We start from the raw sequence: 18,616 nt of genomic DNA, 5'->3' as shown, positions 1-18,616 counted from the left end.
CACTGAGAACGCCAGTTGTTCTGGGAACGCTACGAGGTCTCTCGTAGCTGAAAGAATCCCCAACCATAATCTTTGATTTGGTTGGGGAGCGTTCAACCCGGATAAGTTATTATCGGGAATTCCAGAGGCCTAGACGTTGATTTTTCGCTTTGCTTTCCATTTGGGCGAGTGTATTGGCGGTGCTTGGACAAGTTTGGTTATAGCTACCATGTAATCTAGCTTGTCCTTCTGCAACCATTTGCAAGTTAATATTTTGGTTATTGCGGAAAACTACGATCAGCGATCGCCCTTCCCCAATCCTCCTTAAGCTGTCATATTGGACGGATGAACCCACGGGAATCAGTTGGGTTAAGCGGTTTTTTGAGGCTTGGGCGTGGGGTTGGGCTTGTCCATTCACCCAGTCTGGGGTATCAATACAAGCGAGTTGACCGACGATTTCTGTTTCTCCCTGCCGCAAAACCACGGTATCGCCATCGATAATTCTGTTGACAACGGCGGATAGAGATTGAGCCTGGCTATTTTGGCAGGCAAAGGGAATAACTGCGAAGGTTATCCCTGTGACTAAAGCGAAAATGGAAGTAGGTTTTTTCATGGCTGTAATGTAACTTTGTTTTATCTCTCTCCATTATCGCACTTTTCTAATTAATTTTACTGTTCGCGATCGCCAATCTATTCTTGAGAGAGAAAGAAATTATCATCATAACTCCTTTACCAGTGAGATAAAAAGGTAAAAATACAAAGGTAAAAAGTTTCTGTCCATTCTACGATCGCCCCATAAGTGTCCCCAGTCTGGCCGCCGAGTTGACGATTGAACCAATAGCCGATGGCGATCGCCAAAACCAACCCAGCGATGGCGGTCCCCACAGCCATGCCCCATTTTTCTCCAGACAGAGATATATGCAATAAGCTGATCCCAATCAATAATAAGAACCCCCCGATCGCATCTTGAGGACAACGTATATTTTGCTTGTGAAAAGCCCCTTTTCCTTCGGATTTGAGATAGGGATAGAGGGCGATGGCCATCACCTGCCCCCAACGTCCCCATCCTGCCCCTAAGATTAAACCCAGCCCCCGAAAAGAGGTAATTTCGCTTAGGGCAAGGGTTTTGAGGGAGAATATCACCACCGCCGCCATCACCCCATAAGCCCCACTGTGGCTATCCTGCATTACTTGTAAGCGGCGATCGCGATCGGGAACCGCCAACCCATCTGCCGTATCCATTGCCCCATCAAAATGCAATCCTCCCGTAACAAAAATCCACAAAGCAACCACCAAGGCACTGCGAGACAGTACAGGAATTCTACATAGCTGCAAACCCTCATCTGCAAAACTTAACAATAGTCCCAGCAGTAAGCCGATCGCTGGGGCAAAACGGGCAAGGCGATCGAACCGTAACCCCCTGATACGGGGCAATGGCAAACAAGTATAAAAAACGATCGCTGCCAAAAAAGACCGCCCAAATTGATCTAACCACTTCACGACGTATGGGGGTTTCAATTGTTTCATCTCCTGTTAGACTAAAAACGAGGCAGTTGAAAAATATTGAGTTACGATTGGGTTAAAGGTCAGCAAAATCCACCCAAGTCATGGCAAGACCCCCCAGACAAGTCCGGGAATTATTTTCCAATAATCCCACTAGATCGAAATTAAATCGAAACTAGAGACAAGTCTTCAACTGCTAAATCGAATTCTCAATATAGCTTTTAAGCAGTTATTTTTAAGGAAATTGTTTAAAGTTCCTTAAGGGTAAATAACTATTGGTTCATATTGTCATTACATGACACAATGAAATGCTTTCCTACAATTTTCGCATCAACGGCTGTTTCCCATGAGTCACAATCTCGTCCCCCAATCACTACCTGCCCCTTGCATCATCGATAGCGGCCTTGTCGTTAATAAAGATGATATGCGTCGCTTACTCGGTTCATTAAAACGGGTTTACTACATTCACTCCCTTGATTGTCAGGTGCAAAATCAGGGTGAAGGTTATATTTTGGAAATCTTTGCAGATGCCCAACAAGCAACATTAATTGCTAATCATTCCCTCTATATTAACCTGCAAAGTTTTGACTACCTTCATCTTCATCAGTCTTCGGAACAAGAAACTTACTTCGATCTGATTCAAGATAATCGTCAATTGCGCTTAATGCCTTTAAGTAATTCCTTGCAGGACAGAGAAAGTGCGGATGACTTAGATGAAGTAGCCCTAGAAGTAATGCTCAATCAAGTCCTTGCGGCTAAATGGGATGTCCAGATGGACGATGATGAGTTTTAAATCTTGGCTTTTAAGTCTTGTAATTCTAAGTTTCTAGCTAGGTTTCTAGCTAGAAACCTAGCTAATCTTTCAAGCAATCCATAATTGTTGAGCAAAACGCAAGGTAAAAGTTACTAAAATAACTGCTCCAACTCCTAACAGTCCATAACCCAAACGAGGATATTTCTTGAAGAAAATTCCGGCGGCCATGGTTAGGGAAATAATACCATAGGCGAGGCGTTCTGAGGAATCACTTCTCCCTGAAGTTAAAATTAATCCTAAGCTAAAAAAGCCGTAAAGTGTAGCTACAGGGCTGAGTTCTTTTCGTGTAAACCAAAGCAATAAAATTCCGCCAATAACAAAAAAGAGTGTTAAAAAAGGATCACCTCCCAATAACCACAAAACCAGAACTAAAAAAGCGCCACCATAAGCAGAAATTGACCCTAGGCGATCGCGCAATTTCCACAGTCCAAAACCAATGCTACAGATGGCTAAAAATACCAAAGGATGAGCAATTTCTTTGATTCCTCCTGCATCATAATTGGGAACACCGATCGCCACATACATGAAAATACGCCACCAGTCTAACAGATCGATCGTGCGCGATCGACCCCATGCTGCTTGTACTTCAACAAATGCCAAAGGATCGCCAAATTGCCACCAACAATACAAGCTATAAAGTACAATTCCTCCTGCAACAGTCAAACTAGCTAAATAAGCAATTTTTCTGCGATTTTCGCGCCAAGAAAGCAATAAAAAAGCGGGAATCATAGCAATACCGGGTCCGCGAGTTGCTGTTGCTAATATTCCCCACAATGACATTTTAAGATATTCTTTGGACTCGAAGGCTTGCAAGGTTGCTACTGTTAAAAATAGAAACAATCCTTCAGTATAAATAACTGTACCGTAGAGAGAATAAGGACACCATGCTAACACGGCGGTTGACCATTTTGCTGCACCGATGCCATTGCTTTTTTCAACCCATTGATATAACAAAAAAAGCGCCCCTAAAAAGGCAAAATTATTGATTAAAATACCAGCAAGTTCGGGAGAAAATCCGATCTGCATCAAAATACGAATTAGAAGCGGAAATAGAGGAAAGAAAGCCACAGAATGTTGTTGTCCATCATCAATATATTCATATCCTGCTGTTGCTATTTTTAAATACCATTCCCCATCCCACCAAGCAAAGGCTTGTAGATCGATCGCCGGTTGAATATGTCCGGAAGGAACTTCCAATAGGGGTGCAATTCCCCATAAAGCGAGGAGGATGAGAAGGCGACTAAAGAGCCATATTTTTAGAACAAATATTAAATCTGTATTTTTAGTCACAATTTTTTCAATTTTAAACAACTCAAAAATTTAATTTAACTAACCCGAGTTGCTAGTTACAAGGATTATGAGTTTCGATCCCCCTAAATCCCCTTTTTTAACAAGGTTTGGTTATCTTGAATGGCGAATGATTCAGCAATTTCCAAGAAGTCGCTGTTAATCAGAGTTAAACGAGCCCGAAAATAGCCGCGATTTCGGAAAATTTGCTCATCACTAACCTCGATCGTACTAATGATTGAGCTACCAGCCAGCTTCTCCTTAACAGCAGCCATATATTGCTCTAAAATCATACTTTTTCAAGGACTTTAACTTGAGTATAAGTCAGCATTTCATAATATGTATTCCATTCAAAAAAATCGATAGAATCTCCAAGTTCACCCTTTTGAAATTTTTGATAAAAACTATGGGATGACATCTTATATTTTTCTTCAAAAACTTTTAGTTTATATTCTAAATCAGAAATCTGTTTTTCTAGAGAATACTTCTGAAGTTCGCTTTCCAAACATTGCTGCTCTTCATCAGAGAGCGAAGTAATGATTTGCACCAAAGATTGGACTAATTTTTTATTCATAATAGCTTTCAATTTTTCTGAATAAAATTCTCTAAAAATTCCCGATGTAGAAACCGATAATTTCTACCAAGAGGCAGGTGTTGGGTGGACTGGCGGTTAGATGCCTAAAAATATGAATTTGCTCTTTATTTATACCACATTCATTCTACAAGATTGCGATAATCTGCCCCAGATTGACGTTGCAGAATGCTGAGGCGATCTGTATCTAATAAATATCTCAATCTATTCCTGATGGGTCTAATACGGACTCATCCCCTCGGCGAATGGCTTGCCCTAATGCGAGGATTTCTTCAAAAGCCAGTTCATCTTTGAAAGAGCCGCTAATTTGCTCTAACCAATTGCTTGATTTTGGATAATCAATCTGTTGTTGAATTTGAGTAATGGCTGCTTCTACTGCTGCCATACGTTCTTCTAGTGAAGTGTTGGTTGTCATGGATTTGGAAAAGTAGGGTTTCGTTCCTATTGTAGTGCAAGGCTTGAAATGCAGAGAAACCGGGTTTCTATTGCCATCTTAGTTAGGATGCACAAACCCATCAAAATATTAATCATTTTTAACATAATGAATTGCCCAATAATTTTTGTATTTGTAGCGAACTTTGCTGTAATCTTTACCGAGATAATTATCTAGTGTCGGTTCTAATTCTGGTAGCTTTTCGATTAAACATTGCTCGGGGGAATATTTAGTAAATAGAAATTTTAAGAAATCATTATTAATTTCTTGAGAAACAATCCGCTTTCTTGATAATGTTGCAATTTCAGGAGGTACATTAATGCCAGCATAAGCAGCATACATAGGGGTATCGGTAAAAATCCAGTGAGTTGAATCTCGGTATTTAACTAAATGTTGTAAAACTTCTTGGTGATCTTTGCTTTCTTGGATAAATTGTTGATTTTGTAGTCCAATAAAACTTAATTTTATCGGTAAAGCTAAGAGAGAAAAAATTAAGGCGATCGCCGTATATCTAATCGGAAAAAGAGCGCTAAATTTTCTTTTCTGGAAAGCAGCAAACCAACGATCCTTTTGTAATGTTTGAATTGCAGCAACCATTCCATAAGTCGCCAGCCAAACTAGAGGGATTGACAAAAGTAAATAATGGTGATACCAAATTGGCTTATGATTGAGGAGAATAACCGTTGCTAAAATCAACCAAATAAGCGGTAATTTTGCGAGAGATTCTTGAGATTTCCAAATCTTTCCGACTCCCAAGATCGCCAATAAAACATAATCAAAACCTTGCAAATACATCATTAAAACATCGTGAAAACTATTCTCATTGGGAAACGCATTTTTAATACTATTCGTTAAATGAAATTGAAAAAAGTTTTGCAAGTCAAGAGAATTTAAAGCAATTCCCACAATTAAAAATGTTCCCAAAAAACTAAAAGACCATAAAATAGCTGGATAATAGCCTAAAAATTTTGTCTTTAAGTCTTGAGATTTTCTTTGCTCTAGCCAATAAAATAAAATTAAAGGAAATAAGAAGATTGTATACATTTTTAACTGTAAAGATAACCCAAAAGCCATCCCAGAAAAAATTGCTAAATAAGTTTTCAAGTTATTAGCAGCTAGATTTTTGTATTGATAAAGAAATAGAAAATAAAGGGAAACAAGCGCTAAAGTTAATGAAGGTAAGCCTATCATTATTGATACACTCAACCGCATAAAATTAATTGAAAACATTAATAATGTAATCCCAATTATTGCCGGAATTGTGCCAAGACTGAGACGAAGAATTTGAGCAAATGACCAAATAAGAAGAGTTGCAAAACAGAGGACTAATAAACGCGCGGCAAAAACAGAGTCACCAAATACATTGAACCAATGAGAGAGTAAAAAGGTAAAAAGAGGAGGCTGATCGCTCCAAATGTCTCCATATAATGTAAACCCTTGGGAATAAAGAATTGCTTTAACCATTTCTTGCCCTTCATCTGAGTCAAATTGAAAGGTTGCCGCGATCGGCATGATTAAAAAGATAAAACCAAAGCAAAAAAATGGAATATAAAGATTAAAAAGTAAACCCTGATCTTTGAAGAGAAATTTTTTCATTCTTGCAAAACTAAAATTCAAAATAGTAGATTTTTCGCTGTTTTACAGGTTAATATTTAATGATTGACTGTTAGAGACTAGATTCTCGGTCATTTTGGCTAATTGTGCTAATTTTGATTCTAAATTTTTGGCTTCTTCCTTGTATTTGAGTTTACGATGAATGGCTTCCCGTGCCAAATCTTCACGATCGCGCTTTACAGCCTCTCGTGCAACCCGATCCCAGCTATTCATTTCCTTTAAAGCCTGTTTGTATCGGGGTTGCAGATCATCCCAGATTGCCTTAATATCCCCTAGGGCGCGATCTAAGAGCATTTGAGCATTTTGCTCGTCGGTACCGCGTAACCCTTGTTTAATTGGCTCAGAAAGCCGATCTATATCCATATTGGCGATCGCAGGAACAAAGTCTCTAACTTGTTGAGAATAACTCATCCCTGTTTTACACCAATTGGCAAAATGTTCGCAATTATTAAACAACAAGTTGTATCTTTTTTCTCCTAAGCGACTTTCTGCCCGACGAACTACTGTATCGGGAATAAAAGCTGTAGGATAATTTTTACGATAAATGGGATTTCCTCGGGCAAAAGTCGCCAGAGAAGTTCGTTCAATGGTCTCGCTGGGTTTACGATAGTGAATAACTGTCCCATCACCACAATCAATGCCGTGATGCTGATAAAGTCCCTCTTGATTGAGAAATTCTCTTAAAGTGTAAATTTGGTCGCCTTTGGCCATTTTAATTATCAATTATTAATGAAGGATGGATGGTTGCCGATTAAAATGAATAGGATAGAATATAAAAATTGATATCTGTCCTCTTTTTGGCGCTTGAGTGAATGATAAAATTGTCCCCACTTTTCCTCAGTTTGACCATATTTGCTATTTCCCTTGGCTGTCAACCGAGTCAAACTCAAGATCTACCTCAAAATCTATCCCAAACCCCTAAAAACATCAATAATAGCGCGATCGCCCCCTCTCCTAACGTTTCAGAGTCTAAGTTTAAAATTCCTCAAACGGAAATCAAAGCCACAAAACCTTGGCATATTCTCGTCGTTGTTAAGGATACTTTTGATCCAAAAACAGGGAAACACGGTGACTTATATCAGGAACAAGTTTGGCAAGGAGCAATGAAAGCGGGTGCAGATTTTGGGGTGAAAGTAGAACTATTAGCTAATACCTGTCATACTTGTGTCGAAGATCAAATTCGTGCCATTTCTGAGCGCGTTGATGCAGGGGGAATTAATGGCATTGTGATCATGGTAACAGATTCCATTCGCGTGGCCCCTGTCATCGAAAAAGCGATCGCCCGAGGCATTTCTGTGGTGGCCATGGATACCCCCCTAAACAGCGATAAAATCCTCACCTTTGTTGTTTTTGATAATGTTGCGGGAGGAAAAGTCATGGGGGAATGGCTGGTGCAAAAATTAGGCGGTCAAGGACGGGTTTTAATCTTAGATGGGGCATTAGAACAACAAAACGCTGTCGATCGCCGGGAAGGATTTCTCGCGGGCTTAAGAACAGGAAAGATTGATATTCTAGAAACTAAATCCGCAGCATGGTCTCAAGAAGAAGCGAAAGAAATCACCCAACAATGGTTACAAAAATATAACAATATTAACGCGATCATTGCCGCCAATTATGCCATGTCCGTCGGCGCAAGTGAAGCCGTCAGAGAAGCCAATTTACAGGATAAAATTATAGTGACAGGATTTGATGCTATGCCTCCAGCCCTACAATCGATTAAAGAGGGTGCGATCGCCGCAACAATCGATCAAACCCCCGATTTACAGGCTCGTTTATCCATCCAACTCCTCCTGCGTCATCTGGAAAACCGAGAAACTTTCCCCCCCCGAGTGCTGATACCCAATATCCCTCTCATCGATCGCGATACCATTGATAATTGATAATTGAGGTCGAGGGACGGAAGAATCGAATTCGCCATGTCCAATCGACCTGTTAATAATTTAATAATTGCTAAAGGGGAGTAAAGGTTGAAAATAGAGCGCCTATCTAGCATAATCCAATGGGCTAGAGGCCAATTATCCTCCTCTCGTCCTCCCAACTCTCTCAGCAAACAGATCGTCAGACGGGTCTTTTTTTTGAGTTCGATCGGTATCCTGAGTTTAGCCACAGCAATGACCTTGGGACTTGCTACCAGTGTGGAACGAGTTAAGCGAAAATTAGAACGGGTTAATATTCAAGCCGCAAGAACAACCGATCTATTTATTTTAAATCTTCAAAGCGATCTGATTGCCACCAGTGCATCTCTTTCCGCAACACACGATCCCGATGCTGTTTTGCGTAATATGTTGGCGCGAAATACTTCTTTATTGGATATTTTCCTAGTTAAACCCAATGGAGAAATTATAGTTCAACAAAGCCGCGTCGGTCGTCCTAAATATTCTCAAACTCAATTCAACTCCTTAAAGTTACTTGAAGATCATAACCAGCATCTAAATTTTGGGGAAGTGAAGATGGGGGAAGTCTATTTTGCCAATCAGTTTCCTCAACTGGATATGGCGATCGCCGTGACGGATGATATCGGCCTTCCCGTAGCGACTTTATGGGTAAGCGTCGATCTCAATCGTCTTTGGAATAAAATTATTGACATCAAAGCCGGTCAAGATGGCTATGCCTTTCTCGTAACGGAGAAAGGACAAATTATTGCCTTTCGTAACCGACAATTACAAGACCCAGAAATTCTCCTCCAAGATCGTATCGGTCGATCGGGGTTGGATATTGCGCGATCGGGATTTAATTTCTATCTTGGTTTAGGAGGAGAATGGGTAGTCGCGATCGCCCAACGTTTGGAAATTATGCCCTCATGGTTTGTGATTGTCGAACAACCCGCCCAAGAATTTCTCACTCCCTCACTATTTATCGCGGCGATCTGGTTGGGGATATTATTGCTGGCGATCGCGATCGTCTACGGAATTATCGACTTTACCCGCAAGCGTATCGTTATTCCCCTCGGCTTACTCCGAGAAGCCGTCAGTCACCTCAGTAGCGGTGACTGGGAATATCGCTTTGAGATTCCCCATACCGATGAATTGGGAGAATTAGCCGCATCATTTCAACGCATGGCGGGACAATTGCAAGATACCTTTGCTACCTTGGAACATAATAGCGCCAAGATGCAAATTTTAAACGATGCCCTGAGCCAAAGCGAACGCAAACTAACCCAATTTCTCGAGGCAGTTCCCGTAGGACTTTTTGTCGTCGATGCCCAAGGAAAACCCTATTATGCTAATCAAAAAGCCAAAGAATTACTGGGAAAAGGGGTAGATAGCGAAGCCTCGGCAGAAAATTTAGTGGAAGTTTATCAGGCCTATATTGCCGGGACAGATCGCCTTTATCCTAATGAGAATCAACCCATTTTACGCGCCCTGCGTGGGGAAGCCTCTAATACAGAAGATATGGAAATTCATGCCCGCGATCGCCGCATTCCCATCGAAATTTGGGGAACACCTATTTATAATCTTGAAGGGGAAGTGAGCTATGCGATCGCCGTTTTTCAGGATATCACCGAACGTAAAAAAGCTGAAGCAGAACGCCAGCGCTTTACGGAACAACTCAGGGAATTAAATATTGCTTACGAACGTTTTGTTCCCGAACAATTCCTCCAACTTCTTGATAAAACCAGTATTATTGATGTTCACCTTGGGGACGCAGTACAAAAAGAAATGTCAGTTTTATTTGCCGATATTCGTAATTTTACTACCCTCAGCGAACGCATGACTCCTGAAGATAATTTCAAGTTTATTAATGCTTATCTCTCTCGCATGGAACCAGCAATTGTCGAGAATGGTGGCTTCATTGATAAATATGTTGGCGATGGCATTATGGCACTCTTTAGCGGCAGTGCAGATGATGCCATTAGAGGGGGGATTTCCATGTTAAGAAAACTGAAAAAATACAACAAAACTCGTAATCGACCCGATCGCCCTCCTATTTCCATCGGTATCGGCATCAATACGGGTTTATTAATGTTAGGAACAGTGGGGGGAAGTCAGCGCATGGATAGTACCGTAATTAGCGATACAGTTAATTTAGCCTCTCGTTTAGAAACATTAACCAAGCATTATAATGCTTCTTTATTAATTACCCATCAAATGTTTCTCAAACTGGCCAATACTCAACAATATAATATTCGCTTAATCGACCGTGTTTTAGTGAAGGGAAAATCAGAACAAATCTCGGTGTTTGAAGTTTTTGATGCCGATCCTGATGATTTGCGTGCAGCGAAAAAGGCAATGAAAACTCATTTTGAACAAGCTATTTTATTGTACCATTTGGGTTTATTTTCAGAAGCATCTGAAGTGTTTCAACAATGTTTACAGGTTCATGCCGATGATGGAGCAGCACAATTTTATTTAGAACAATGTCAGGATAATATGAGTAATTAGCGATGAGTGATGAAGAATTGATTTCTTTGGTCATTTGTCCCTTACAATGGGAAGAATGTTAATTCGCAACATTATTCATGTCGAATGACCCCCGACGGAGAAAGCAACTGCAAACCTTAGTGCAAAAATTAGGACTGCCCGCAAAAGCTCCAGTAGACTATGCTTTACTCAATTTGGCACTAACTCATTCCAGTTACGATCGCCATCATAACTACGAGCAATTAGAATTTGTCGGCGATGCAGTGGTACGTTTGGCCGCCTCAGAAATCTTACTGGAAAAATACCCTCATGCCCCTGTGGGTGAATTTACAGCCATTCGCTCCATTTTAGTCAGCGATCGCCTTTTGGCAGAATTTGCAGATCTCTACGGGATCGAGGGTTATCTCCTTGTCTCCTCGGGTACAGCAGCTAATGCAAGCGGTCGTCAATCTCGTTTAGCTGATGCTTTTGAAGCTATTCTCGGCGCTTTATATTTAAGTGTTCATACCATGCAACTCGTGCGACCTTGGTTAGATTCTCTCCTAGAAGAGAAGGCGATCGAAGTTCGTCAAGATCCAGCCTTTTACAACTATAAAGATGCACTGCAAGAATGGACTCAAGGCAATCACAAAATTTTGCCAGAATATCGCGTCCGAGAGACCCATAAAGAGCAAAATAGTCAAAAACGATTTACGGCTGAAGTTTGGCTGAAAGGACAATGTTTGGGAAAAGGCATGGGACCATCTAAAAAAGCAGCCGAACAAGCTGCAGCAAAAGAAGCCTTTTTTAGAAATAACGGGTAGGGGTTTGGTCTCCAAACCCTAACCGTAGGGGTTTGGTCTCCAAACCCTATTCTATTCGTATTTTAATCAGTATTAGCGATGGGAGAATTTAATCGATGAGTCTGGGAATTGTTATTTTAGGAGTCGGAAGATGGGGAAAACATTTAGTTCGCAACTTTGCCAACCATCCCCGAGTACATTTGATTGCAATTGTCGATCCTCATCAGGAACAATTAGCCGAGTGTCGAGAACGGCTTAACCTTGAGGAAAACATTATTTTAACGGAAAGTTGGTACTCAATTCGAGAGCATTCCAGTATTGATGCCGTGGTTATTGCCACTCCAGCCTCAACTCATTATGCTCTCATTCTCGATGCTTTGCAATTGGGCTATCACGTTTTTACCGAAAAACCCTTAACCCTCGAGCCGACAGAATGCCTTGAATTGTGTCAATTAGCCCAGCAAAAACAGTTACAATTGTTCGTCGATCATACCTATCTCTTTAATCCCGCAGTAGAGGGAGGCAAAAAGGCGATCGCCGACGGTGCGATCGGTAATTTACGCTATGGTTATGCCTCCCGAACTCACTTAGCTCCTGTACGTCAAGATGTAGATGCACTCTGGGATTTAGCCATTCACGATCTGGGAATTTTTAATTATTGGCTGGGACAAACACCAATTTGCGTTCGCGCGATCGGGAATGTTTGGTTGCAACCGGAGGGAAAAATGGAATTTCCCGCTCATGAGCAAAATAACCAACTCCCGCTTTCCGATTTGGTTTGGGTCACTTTAACTTATCCAGAAGGATTTCAGGCACAGATTCATCTCTGTTGGTGTAACCCCGACAAACAACGAAGACTCTGTGCGGTAGGCGATCGCGGCACATTGATTTTTGATGAGATGCAACCCGATTCTTTGCTCACTTTACAGCACGGCACATTTAAAAGAGAAAACATAAATTTTCTCCCTATTGATATAATCACAGAAAAACTACCCCTTGATGAGTATGAACCCCTAGGTCGAGTTTGCGATCGCTTTATCGAAAGCATCCAAACCCAAACACCTTCACCCATTTCCTCGGGTTGGGTAGGTTTAGAACTGGTAAAAATTCTCGACGCTTTAACGCGATCGCTTCAACAAGGAGGAGAAAATATCTTTTTGGACTAATATCTCATTTCTTCTCAATATCGTATCTTTTGGCAGTAGGCAGACAAAGCTCAACGCTAGTTCCCATTTCTTTACCTGCACTACTCAAGAAAATAGTACCATCCATAATTTCCATTAAAATTCGGGCAATAACAATCGATAATCCTGTCGTTGTTCTTTTATTCTTGGGATTATTATGACTTTCTATTTCCTCGGGGGCCATACCGCATCCCGTATCTTGGATCAGAATACAGGCTTTTTGTCCCGTTGCATAAAAAGAATTTTTCTTAGCCTTCTCAGTATTTGAGCTAATCTCTTGGGTTGATGATTCTTCAACACTTTCCACACGAGTCTTGAGAGAAATTTTCCCAGCATCGGTGTAGTGCATTGCATTATCGATCAAGGCTTTGATCACCTCTTTTAACTTATCGGGATCGGCAAAAATAATAATATTTTCATACTCTCCTTTTTGAAAATTAAAATTCAGTCCTTTTGCTTGAATTTTGGGACGATATTCTGCACTAATATCCTGCAAAATATCGATCAGATGAACCGATTGAATATCAGCAAAAAAGTTGTTATCGGCAATGGAAAACATTTTTGAGATTTTATTCAGTCTCTCAGAGAGTGTAATCGCAGATTTATAAGCTAATTCTAGTTCCTCATTTTCTGCCCCAGTTTCGACAAGTCCATCCTCTAAATCAATTCTCAAAATATCTAAATTACCAATTACTCCATTGAGCGGATTACCAAATTGATCGGAAATAAGACGCAATACTTCTCGGAGGCGATCGCCAGCTAATCTTTCCGCTTTCAAAGAGTTTTGTAGTTTTTCTGTTGCTCTTTCTAAACGTTCATTAGTAAATTTTTCCGACTCCAAAGACTCCTGTAATCTTGCTTCTGCTGCTTTTAACTCTGTCGCCGTTTTCATGGCATTTTCTAAGGTTCTATTAACTAAATCATAGGAATCTCGAATATGATCGATCGTATCATTAAAAGCCCGAGCTAGTTGATTAAACTCGTGGACGGTAAAATTATGAGGAATAGGAGCTTGAGATTGTAGCGGATCTTGATTAAGAACGTAATTTCTCAGTTCTTCAAGAGGTCTTGCCATTTCACGAGAAACGTATAATATTATGGCAATAGTCCCCAAAATCAAAACCAAGGTCAGACTTGATAACAAGTTCAGGAGAACCCGTTGAATATCACCAAGAGCCGTAAGAGCATCTTCTAGGGGAGTCATGGTTAAAACGACCCAAACTTGACCTCTTTCAGAAGAAATTGGACTTGGAATTCCCGCATAACCTGCTAATAATTCAGACTCTTTCTTCTCAAACGAAAAAAGATGGATAAAACTTTTTTCCCCTCCTTGTACTTTTTTAAGAATGCTTTGCAAGCGTCCAGTATCTCCATCGGATTCTAGCTCAATATTGCGTCCCACTCGTTCTAAACAAGGATGAGCGATAATGATTCCTTCTTGATTGATAATTGCCGTAGTGCCGAAAAGAGAGCCTGGTTCGATAACACTAGGTTTGAGAATAATCCCTCGCACAATCAGAATCGCATTCAGTTTTTTGTTAGCATTGTAGACAGGAACGCTAATCATGAGATTGAGGGGTTTGGTGTTAAAACTTATCTCTTGTCCTTGACAATTTTTGCTTGTATTAGGGGTTTTTGGGTTGGAGAGATCGGGTAATAGGGGTCGAACATCTACTTGATGGAGAGGAAGTAAACTATTTTTGGATTGCTGCACCGGAAATTTTGGTTCAAAATCCAAACCCGCTAAAATTTCCCCCTTACAAGTGCCTTCTAATCTCTCTTTTGTTGTGGCATCAATGAGTTGAATACATTCAATTTGAGTAGGTAATTGTTCACTCAATTGTTCTAAGAATTCAGCATATTGTTGCCGATCGCCGTCTCTTAAAACCGTAGCATGGCTTGCTGTGACCATATTGGCCTTGAGAGCATTAGTAATATCAATAATCCTATTACCTCTCCTAACCGCACTTTCTGTCAGGTTTTGACGAGCGGTTTCGAGCAACCCAGAACGTGCTTTTCTGTAGGTGACAAAATAAGTTGTACTCACCCCCAAGAGAATGGTGGGGACACTGAGCATCAACAAACGCGACAGTAAAATTCGACGGAAAGACTTAGCCATAGATTTATTTTACTTGCTGCCCACCTCCAACTGCTCGGCGATCGCGGCATAAGGGGGAGAAATTTTGGAGATTCAATTGAACAATGGATGCGATCGCCTCGATCCTGTCAAGCGATCTTACCTCCCCTTTAAATTATCCCCTGCATTCCGTCCTTTAACCGGAAAAATTACGATCATGGAAAAATAGCTCTACTAAAAGTGGGAATTATTATCAATGATAAGTATCACAATCAGAATTTTTTTAAAGAATTGATGGATTTCCCTGAATTTACTGTTAAGAATTGGTAAAGATGCACCGCTATTGAGCATAATTACTCCTCTCGATCGGCATAATTACTGATTTTAGAGATTTTCTCTGTGGGTAGAAATATGGAAAAGCAAGACATTGTAAAGGAAATTGTGAAGTTTCCTGATGCGATCGCCATTTTAGCGGCCACAGCAGACGGCAAAATTTCCGATCGCCAGCGATCGCCGGCACGTTTTGGGTCGAAGGCCGATCGGAAGCATTTAGAGGGGCAAATTGCCTCAGTTGATGCTGTACTATTTGGCCGGGGGACGTTACAGGCTTATCAAACCAGTCTTCCCCTGCGCGATCGCCAACTCCTCGAACAACGACGAGAAGCCAATAAACCTGACCAACCCATCCATATTGTTTGTTCGCGATCGGCGAATTTCGATCCTCAATGGCGTTTTTTCAGACAACCCATTCCGCGTTGGTTAATCACCTCGACTCCAGGAAAAGAATTATGGCAAAATAGTCCTTGTTTCGATCGCATTATTAGCGTTGATACGGATAATCATTGGCGATCGACCTTTCAGCAACTCTATCAATTAGGCTTGCACCGCGTTGCGATTTTAGGGGGAGGAGAATTAGTGGCCTCGTTACTGACTGCGGATTTAATTACTGAATTGTGGCTAACGATTTGCCCTTTTTTGGTGGGAGGAAAAGATGCACCGACCATTGTGGAAGGAACGGGTTTTTCCTTGCGATCGCCTCAGAAATTACGGCTTTTGAGTGCCGAAACGATGGGGGAAGAAGTTTTCTTGCATTATGCGATAAAAAACCCTCTCCCATTGTAGGAGAGGGTCGATCGTCAATCGAAGAATTGAAAATTAAACAACCGGTTCAAAACTCGGAACAACAATTTCCGAATCTTGTTTGGTTAACTTGTTGTACAAGCGTTCGGTATTGGGGAAATTCGCCGCCGGGAGGGTGGGGAAGCGACGATAAGGCACTACATCCTCATTAAAGAGTTGCAGATACTCCATACTGTTCAGCATTGCGCCAATGAATGCGCGAATCCCTTTAGTAGCCAGAATTTGATTATAGGATTGAATCTCCTTCTGGTTGAGAGGTGCGCGTCCAAGGAAATGCTTTGTACCCAACTCAATAACCTTGGTATTGGGATAAGGAGTATAGAACTCCTTAATATACAGATCGGAACAGCCTAACGCTTCGATGAATTCCTTCACCGTAATTTCGCCATTCGTCAGCTTGCTCTCGAGAACTGTAAACTGAGTTTGGACGATATAAGGGGATAAATCCCGCTCGAAGATTTGCCGATAAGCTGCCGCCGCCAGATTCTCCACAGCGATGCGGTTGCGATCGATCAGTTTGAAGATCTTCGTTTGCTGGCGTTGCACCGAAACCCCTTGATTAACCCGAACGTGAATATCTTTGTCGCCACGCATATCACCAACGTGACCGAGTTCGATAAAGCGGGGGGTTTTAGTTACTGTTACCTTAGTGGCATAATCCGGCGCGATCGAGCCAGGACGCATCCGTAAGCTCATTCCCCCTGGGGTCACATAACGCTCGTAAGGAACGGTATCCTCGCCAAAGGCTTCGGTATATTCTACGCTGTCGATAATGGCATCAATCAGGGCGTAAAAGCCTTTTTTGGCACAGATATCGAAGTAGGCGTTAATCTCCTTACGACCGTAGGTAGGACGACCGAGGAGACGACGGTGAATGTATTCTACGGCTTTGACGACATAGAAGGGAGTCCAGTAGGTCTTGAGGAAAGCATCGGATTTCGCCAAAAACTTGATGAATTCCCGCACAGTAATATCGCCATTTTCCAAGCGAATTTCCGCAACGGTTTGACGTTGGCTGGCGTAGACATCCCGACCGAAAACTTGCCGATAACAAGCCTTGAGTACCTTTTGGGTGCTGCTTTCCGAGTATTTAACGCTGATGCCGTTACTCTCTCCAGGCAGTCCGGTTAACCGGAAGACTTTTGCGCCTAAAGAACCTGGAAACTCGCCCCGTGCTTTGGGGTTGCTGACTTGGCTATCGATCGCAGGTCCGCGATGGATGAGCAAGCGCCTGGTATCTTTGCCAAAGGGTGCGGGACTGCTGCTGGGGTTGCGGGTTTCTTTGGGGAAAATTGCGCCAAATTGAATTTCCAGGGGATCGTTTCCGGAACCGTAAACGTGCTGATCTGGTAAGGGGCGATCGTATTTAGCAAAGGTGGTGATGAATTGAGGAACTTTGCGGAAGGGGGCGCTGTAGTTGAGCAGGTCTTGCTGCATTCCCCAGTTGCGACACTCTTGCGCTTCTTGACCCAATCCTCGCAGATAGGGAACCGTTTCTTCCCCAAAGTAATCGGCGTATTCTTGGGAATCGATTAAAGCATCGATCAGTTTGGCAAATCCACCACTCGAAACAATATCAAAGTATTTTTGTACTTCTTCTCTTGAAGAAGGACCGCGCCCGAGGAAGTGACGGAAAGCCAATTCCAGAGCGCGGCTGTTAATAAAGGGTTCAAAGAATTGCTTGCGATAGAGGGGGGATTTCCCTAAACGACGCACGAACTCTTTCATGGAAATATCGCCGTTTTTGACTTGAGATTCCAAGTAAGAGATCGATAGGCTGTAAGCGCGGGTAATATCCCGCTCAAAAACTTGTCGGTAGGCGGCTTTGATGATGCCATTTTTCTCAAGTGCCGACAAACCGGGTTTCATGACAAATTTTTGTCGCCGTTCTGCTGCGTTAAAGAAACTCTGGGGAAGTTGCAAACCTTGTTGATCTACAGAGGTACGCTGGCGCACTTTATCTGAAGGAAGTGCTGCTTTAAATTCTGCGATCGCCACTCCAAAGTAGGTGTCGAGAATGTCCAAGGCTTCAGAATCATTAAAATATTTGCGAGTCGCTGCTTTCATTTCTTGAACAGCCACAAGAGTCGCCGCACTCGAACAAGCATTTTCAATGATTTCTCGCAGTCCCCGCACGTTCACGGTAATAATATTGGGATCTCCTGCGACAATGGCATAAGTCACATAGCGCAACATCCACGATAAATCTCGCAGGGATTTCTGCATATTTCGAGGACCGTAGCGGGCAATATTAATAGGACGGAACCCGGTGGGAACTTCTACTTTTGAGCCGGCGGAGAAGAAAACGGAACGCAGTCCGTCGAGGATTCCACCACCGCTACCGCCACCACTGTCTTCTGCATAGGTAACGGTGCCAAGGGTCATGCCTTCTTTGATGTTCTTCCCTGCACCAATGGCTGTCAATTGTTCGACTGCCATTTCTCGTTCATCTTCTGGGGGTTTCTCTAGGAAGGCTAAAGGGGAGCCTCCGGTGAAAATGCGGTTGGCCGCGCGGGAAACAATGAGTTCGGAATTTTGGGTCACGATCGCGGCGATCGCGAGTCTTTTGTTCCCAGAATCAAAAAATCCTTTCAGTTCGCCCAATTCTCTCGAGTCGAGAAAACGATCTTGCTGTTCTGCTTGGCCGATCGCGGATGTGGGTAAGGTTTGATACAGTTGGGGACGTGCAATGGAACTTCCACCACTTGCGGTAATAGTCATCAGAAAAATTGGGTAGAAACCCCGTCCTTATAAGGACGGCTTTATATTAGTTTCGCTACCGCCTTGGAGTTGTTCAATTAGGGTGCTTTTGTATTGCACTTTTAACAGGACAATTACTGTATCTAATTA

16 protein-coding genes are annotated in these 18,616 nt (G+C 42.1%); 6 read left to right on the top strand and 10 right to left on the bottom strand.

Annotated elements, in window-relative coordinates; genetic code table 11:
• Nucleotides 1-109 precede the first annotated feature (109 nt).
• Nucleotides 110-592, bottom strand: coding sequence for a thermonuclease family protein (locus JUI58_RS04625; protein ID WP_204102576.1), 483 nt, complete (start codon nt 590-592; stop codon nt 110-112).
• A 116-nt stretch (nt 593-708) separates the two neighbouring features.
• Nucleotides 709-1,479 (bottom strand): adenosylcobinamide-GDP ribazoletransferase, encoded by a 771-nt coding sequence (gene cobS, locus JUI58_RS04620; RefSeq protein WP_348539834.1) that lies wholly within the window; start codon nt 1,477-1,479, stop codon nt 709-711.
• 349 nt (nt 1,480-1,828) lie between these two features.
• Here cobS and JUI58_RS04615 point away from each other — a divergent pair, with 349 nt between their 5' ends.
• The gene (locus tag JUI58_RS04615) at nt 1,829-2,275 is read left to right on the top strand and encodes a hypothetical protein (protein WP_239121273.1); all 447 of its coding nucleotides are present in this window, start codon (nt 1,829-1,831) and stop codon (nt 2,273-2,275) included.
• Between the two features lie 69 nt (nt 2,276-2,344).
• Here JUI58_RS04615 and JUI58_RS04610 read toward each other — a convergent pair whose 3' ends face one another.
• From JUI58_RS04610 to JUI58_RS04585, 6 genes are all read right to left on the bottom strand, one after another.
• On the bottom strand, nt 2,345-3,586 hold the full coding sequence (locus JUI58_RS04610) for a mannosyltransferase family protein (protein ID WP_204102574.1): 1,242 nt from the start codon (nt 3,584-3,586) through the stop codon (nt 2,345-2,347).
• A gap of 83 nt (nt 3,587-3,669) precedes the next feature.
• Entirely contained in the window at nt 3,670-3,876 is a 207-nt protein-coding gene (locus JUI58_RS04605) for a hypothetical protein (protein WP_204102573.1), read from the bottom strand.
• Nucleotides 3,873-4,157 carry a hypothetical protein gene (locus JUI58_RS04600; RefSeq protein WP_204102572.1) on the bottom strand — a complete coding sequence of 95 codons (285 nt, stop codon included), beginning with the start codon at nt 4,155-4,157 and terminating at the stop codon, nt 3,873-3,875. Before JUI58_RS04600 ends, JUI58_RS04605 begins: the two co-directional genes overlap by 4 nt.
• Before the next feature lie 217 nt (nt 4,158-4,374).
• Complete coding sequence (locus JUI58_RS04595) at nt 4,375-4,590, bottom strand: hypothetical protein (RefSeq protein WP_204102571.1); 216 nt, start codon at nt 4,588-4,590, stop codon at nt 4,375-4,377.
• Between the two features lie 108 nt (nt 4,591-4,698).
• Complete coding sequence (locus JUI58_RS04590) at nt 4,699-6,204, bottom strand: glycosyltransferase family 39 protein (protein WP_204102570.1); 1,506 nt, start codon at nt 6,202-6,204, stop codon at nt 4,699-4,701.
• Nucleotides 6,205-6,246: 42 nt separating this feature from the next.
• Nucleotides 6,247-6,933 (bottom strand): lecithin retinol acyltransferase family protein, encoded by a 687-nt coding sequence (locus JUI58_RS04585; protein ID WP_204102569.1) that lies wholly within the window; start codon nt 6,931-6,933, stop codon nt 6,247-6,249.
• A 101-nt stretch (nt 6,934-7,034) separates the two neighbouring features.
• Between JUI58_RS04585 and JUI58_RS04580 the strand changes: the two genes are divergently transcribed.
• From JUI58_RS04580 to JUI58_RS04565, 4 genes are all read left to right on the top strand, one after another.
• A complete protein-coding gene (locus tag JUI58_RS04580) occupies nt 7,035-8,102 on the top strand; it encodes a sugar ABC transporter substrate-binding protein (protein ID WP_204102568.1) in 1,068 nt (355 codons plus the stop codon).
• 87 nt (nt 8,103-8,189) lie between these two features.
• Nucleotides 8,190-10,604 (top strand): adenylate/guanylate cyclase domain-containing protein, encoded by a 2,415-nt coding sequence (locus JUI58_RS04575; RefSeq protein ID WP_204102567.1) that lies wholly within the window; start codon nt 8,190-8,192, stop codon nt 10,602-10,604.
• Nucleotides 10,605-10,681: 77 nt separating this feature from the next.
• Nucleotides 10,682-11,386: a ribonuclease III gene (gene rnc / locus JUI58_RS04570; protein WP_204102566.1), complete on the top strand. Its 705-nt coding sequence runs from the start codon at nt 10,682-10,684 to the stop codon at nt 11,384-11,386.
• A 95-nt stretch (nt 11,387-11,481) separates the two neighbouring features.
• Complete coding sequence (locus tag JUI58_RS04565; protein ID WP_204102565.1) at nt 11,482-12,531, top strand: Gfo/Idh/MocA family oxidoreductase; 1,050 nt, start codon at nt 11,482-11,484, stop codon at nt 12,529-12,531.
• A gap of 4 nt (nt 12,532-12,535) precedes the next feature.
• Here the strand turns inward: JUI58_RS04565 and JUI58_RS04560 are convergent, their stop codons facing one another.
• Nucleotides 12,536-14,668, bottom strand: coding sequence for an ATP-binding protein (locus tag JUI58_RS04560; protein WP_204102564.1), 2,133 nt, complete (start codon nt 14,666-14,668; stop codon nt 12,536-12,538).
• Between the two features lie 369 nt (nt 14,669-15,037).
• Here JUI58_RS04560 and JUI58_RS04555 point away from each other — a divergent pair, with 369 nt between their 5' ends.
• Nucleotides 15,038-15,748: a RibD family protein gene (locus JUI58_RS04555; RefSeq protein WP_204102563.1), complete on the top strand. Its 711-nt coding sequence runs from the start codon at nt 15,038-15,040 to the stop codon at nt 15,746-15,748.
• 33 nt (nt 15,749-15,781) lie between these two features.
• Here JUI58_RS04555 and JUI58_RS04550 read toward each other — a convergent pair whose 3' ends face one another.
• Nucleotides 15,782-18,487, bottom strand: coding sequence for a phycobilisome rod-core linker polypeptide (locus JUI58_RS04550; RefSeq protein ID WP_204102562.1), 2,706 nt, complete (start codon nt 18,485-18,487; stop codon nt 15,782-15,784).
• Nucleotides 18,488-18,616 lie beyond the last annotated feature (129 nt).

Source organism: Spirulina sp. CCY15215 (assembly GCF_016888125.1).
Lineage (GTDB): Bacteria > Cyanobacteriota > Cyanobacteriia > Cyanobacteriales > Spirulinaceae > CCY15215.
Note: the sequence above shows the minus strand (reverse complement) of the source record. Positions and strands in the feature narration are given on the sequence as shown.

Coding starts and splice junctions, on each gene's coding strand:
- JUI58_RS04625 (WP_204102576.1), bottom strand. CDS start 592: ATGAAAAAACCTACTTCCATTTTCGCTTTAGTCACAGGGATAACCTTC.
- JUI58_RS04615 (WP_239121273.1), top strand. CDS start 1,829: ATGAGTCACAATCTCGTCCCCCAATCACTACCTGCCCCTTGCATCATC.
- JUI58_RS04605 (WP_204102573.1), bottom strand. CDS start 3,876: ATGATTTTAGAGCAATATATGGCTGCTGTTAAGGAGAAGCTGGCTGGT.
- JUI58_RS04600 (WP_204102572.1), bottom strand. CDS start 4,157: ATGAATAAAAAATTAGTCCAATCTTTGGTGCAAATCATTACTTCGCTC.
- JUI58_RS04595 (WP_204102571.1), bottom strand. CDS start 4,590: ATGACAACCAACACTTCACTAGAAGAACGTATGGCAGCAGTAGAAGCA.
- JUI58_RS04590 (WP_204102570.1), bottom strand. CDS start 6,204: ATGAAAAAATTTCTCTTCAAAGATCAGGGTTTACTTTTTAATCTTTAT.
- JUI58_RS04585 (WP_204102569.1), bottom strand. CDS start 6,933: ATGGCCAAAGGCGACCAAATTTACACTTTAAGAGAATTTCTCAATCAA.
- JUI58_RS04580 (WP_204102568.1), top strand. CDS start 7,035: ATGATAAAATTGTCCCCACTTTTCCTCAGTTTGACCATATTTGCTATT.
- rnc (WP_204102566.1), top strand. CDS start 10,682: ATGTCGAATGACCCCCGACGGAGAAAGCAACTGCAAACCTTAGTGCAA.
- JUI58_RS04565 (WP_204102565.1), top strand. CDS start 11,482: ATGAGTCTGGGAATTGTTATTTTAGGAGTCGGAAGATGGGGAAAACAT.
- JUI58_RS04560 (WP_204102564.1), bottom strand. CDS start 14,668: ATGGCTAAGTCTTTCCGTCGAATTTTACTGTCGCGTTTGTTGATGCTC.
- JUI58_RS04555 (WP_204102563.1), top strand. CDS start 15,038: ATGGAAAAGCAAGACATTGTAAAGGAAATTGTGAAGTTTCCTGATGCG.
- JUI58_RS04550 (WP_204102562.1), bottom strand. CDS start 18,487: ATGACTATTACCGCAAGTGGTGGAAGTTCCATTGCACGTCCCCAACTG.